Genomic DNA, 3,166 nt, shown 5'->3' on the forward strand with positions numbered 1-3,166 from the left:
TTTATAGAAGAGCGGGCTCTGCTGTTTTTAAAACCAGTTTATAAATTCAGTTTTTATACACACATTTTTGCAGGTATGTTTTGCATTATTGCTGCCCTTACACAATTCTCCACTTATATTTTAAAGAAAAGAAAAGTAATACATATCTGGATGGGGAAAATTTATGTGCTGGTGGTTTTAATAATTGGTGCGCCTACCGGATTGTACATGAGTTTTTTTGCAAAAGGAAGTTTTTGGGAGCGGATGCTGTTTATGTTTATGGCAGTTTATTGGTTTTTCAGCACCGCTAAAGGTTTACAAACCATAAAAGTAAAAAATGTGCTGGCACATAAAAACTGGATGCTACGCAGCTACAGCATGGCAATGACAGCAGTTACTTTTAGGATTTATCATATGCTGTTTGATTACTATGGGGTAGATCATCTGTATAATTACGAAATATCGCTCTGGATAAGTGTTCTGGGTAATATGCTGGTGGCAGAATATTTTATTTTCAGAAAAAGTAAATTTTATTTAAAAACATTTATTGCTAACTAATACCAATTAGACATTGAAATCAGACTGTCAGCCTGAGCTTGTCGAAGACGGGTTGACTATTGCACCGGTTTCGACAAGCTCAACCTGACATTTTTTTAATCGGATAGATTCAATATCTAATTGGTATAATAAAAATTCTTAAACCAAATTTCCATCATTTAAAACAAAAAACATGAGAGCAATTATTTATGCAGGTATCGGCCTTTTTTCGGCAGCAAGTGTGTATGGTGTTGTTGATTATTACATCACTAAAAGCAATGGCACTTTAGAAAAAATGTACAAAGAAGAAACCCCTTTATTAGAAAGTAAAGAAGAAACAATTACCACGGTACCGCTTACCGAAACGGCAATAAAAAATGAAGCTGTTTCCGATAAAGCATCCGTGGCAAAAGCCAAAACAAAAACTTCCAAAAAAAGTAAAATATACGTTCGTGGATTTAAGTTCTCCAATTTTTCAAGAGGAAGGATTGTACCTAAAGTTATTGAAGATGTAAAGCTTGTGGCAGAAGTGAAAAAAGAAAATAAGTAGATTATTATTTTGTGCTTTTAATTTGTATCGGAATGGCATTTGCTGCAGGCAATTTTTCTGCGCCTGCAGCTTTATTCGTCCAGCGGAAACTGTTTACTATATGTTCAATATCTTTTTGCAAAAAATCCTGCACCGGCCTTAAGGAATCTGCATTGGGTGTTACGTCAAAATACAAAGCACCACGTATAAAATTTTTTGTAGTGTCGCTTAAAAAAAACTGCTTGGCTGTTGCAGCATTACCGCCCACTTTAAAAAATATACCGGTAATGCCATTGGGCGTATGCATCACACTGTCTGTAATGGAAGTGGTAATGGCCTGGTTTTTATTGGTAAGATTATAAGCATCGGCTACCATGTTGTCGAATTTATTAATGCCCGCCGAATCTTTGTAAGTTCCGTTTTGCTGCTTTAATTTATAAATGGCTTTACCGCCAATAATTTTATAACTTAAAAAAATCCTTCCGCCAAACTGTGGAAAATCAATATTTATCCAGTAAGGATTTTCGGGGTTGCTGTCAAAATAAGTACTGTCTTTAATAACTTTTGCATATACAGGATATTCAAAAGTGTAAGGAAAACCCTCCTGCTGAAAACTGATATATTTTCTTTCGGGAAAATCAATTTTATAATATCCTTTTTTCTTAGACGTGTATGTTGAGTTGCAAGAAAAAAGGAATAAGCAAAAGGCAATTGGCAAAAGGTAATAAAGAGTTTGAAGCTGGCGAACAGATTTGAAAAACCGTAAATATTTTTCATTGAATATTGTATGTAGTATTCTTAAAGAATATTTAAAATAGAACATTGAATATTTAGTGTTTAATTATTCCTCGGTTTGTTTAATAATAACTTTTACTTTATCTATCCTGTTTTTATTTATCTCTAAAGGTAAAAAGGTAAAATCGCCGCTAATTATTTCTTCATTTACCTGTGGAAATTCGCCGGCGATTTCTAAAACCAACCCTGCAAGTGAATCACTGTCGTCCCGTACATTATCAAAAGTATCTACCGGCAAATTCATAGCCTTGCACACATCGTTAATCATTGTTTTACCTTCAAAAATATAGGTAAAGTCATCAATTTTTTTATTTACACTTTCTTCATCATCAAATTCATCTTTTATATCTCCAATTATTTCTTCCATAATATCTTCCAGCGTTACTATGCCCGATGTGCCGCCAAACTCATCCACCACCACAGCAAAATGATTTCTGCGGTTACGGAATTCCTGCAGCAAATCTTCAATCAATTTTTGTTCGTGTACAAAATACGGTTGCCGCATCAGTGTATGCCAGTCGAAATTATCGGCTTCGTTTAAGTGCGGTAATAAATCTTTTGTATGCAGCATGCCCACCACTTCATCTAAATTATTTTTATACACCGGTAAGCGGCTGTAATGCAACTCTTCTACTTTTTTTATTGTATTTACAAAACTGCTGTTAATATCTATGCCACTTACATCAAGCCGTGTACGCATAATTTGTTTAACAGTAGTATCGCCAAATTTCCTTATTCCTTTTAAAATTTGTTTTTCTTCCACTGTTGCTTCGTGGTCGGGCAGCAGATCAATGGCATAATCTAAATGGCTGCTGTCCATTGCAGCGGTGTTATCCGAAGAAAATTTCTTTTCAATACCATCGCTCCACCTAACCATACGTTTGCTGAAGCGGTAAAAAATACTGGTAAATATTTCTACAATTAAAGAGGCTGTTGCAGCAAACCATACTTTATGGTGGGTGGCCCAAATTTTTGGTAATACTTCGGCAAATAAAACCAGTAAAATTGTAACTGCTACTACTTTAATTAAAAAAACTGTAAAAAAATTAAACTGCATGCCTGTAATCCAGTCATCAATTAAAAGGTTGGAGATTAAAATAATACCAATGTTTACAAAGCTATTGGCAATTAGCATGGAAGCCAGTAATGTCTTTGGATGTTCCAGCAAATTAACAATGCGCCGGTATGCAGGCTGCTGCTTGGTTTTAAGCAGATTAATATCTTTAAACGTAAGTGAGAAAAAAGCAACTTCGGAACCGGCTACTAAAAATGAAATAATAAAAAGTAAAATAGCAAGAAAGATAAGCACAGCATTAGCCGCAAGAG

4 protein-coding genes are annotated in these 3,166 nt (G+C 34.7%); 2 read left to right on the forward strand and 2 right to left on the reverse strand.

The window, feature by feature from the left end:
• A partial coding sequence (locus ACY65O_RS06570; RefSeq protein ID WP_462220056.1) for a DUF2306 domain-containing protein occupies positions 1-537 on the forward strand: 537 nt, incomplete at its 5' end.
• A 172-nt stretch (positions 538-709) separates the two neighbouring features.
• The gene (locus ACY65O_RS06575) at positions 710-1,066 is read left to right on the forward strand and encodes a hypothetical protein (protein WP_462220057.1); all 357 of its coding nucleotides are present in this window, start codon (positions 710-712) and stop codon (positions 1,064-1,066) included.
• 4 nt (positions 1,067-1,070) lie between these two features.
• Here the strand turns inward: ACY65O_RS06575 and gldD are convergent, their stop codons facing one another.
• The gene (gene gldD / locus ACY65O_RS06580; protein WP_462220058.1) at positions 1,071-1,763 is read right to left on the reverse strand and encodes a gliding motility lipoprotein GldD; all 693 of its coding nucleotides are present in this window, start codon (positions 1,761-1,763) and stop codon (positions 1,071-1,073) included.
• A 123-nt stretch (positions 1,764-1,886) separates the two neighbouring features.
• Positions 1,887-3,166, reverse strand: a 1,280-nt coding sequence (gene gldE, locus ACY65O_RS06585; RefSeq protein WP_462220059.1) for a gliding motility-associated protein GldE, incomplete at its 5' end; no start/stop codon positions are given.

This window comes from Ferruginibacter sp., assembly GCF_031430955.1.
GTDB lineage: Bacteria > Bacteroidota > Bacteroidia > Chitinophagales > Chitinophagaceae > Ferruginibacter.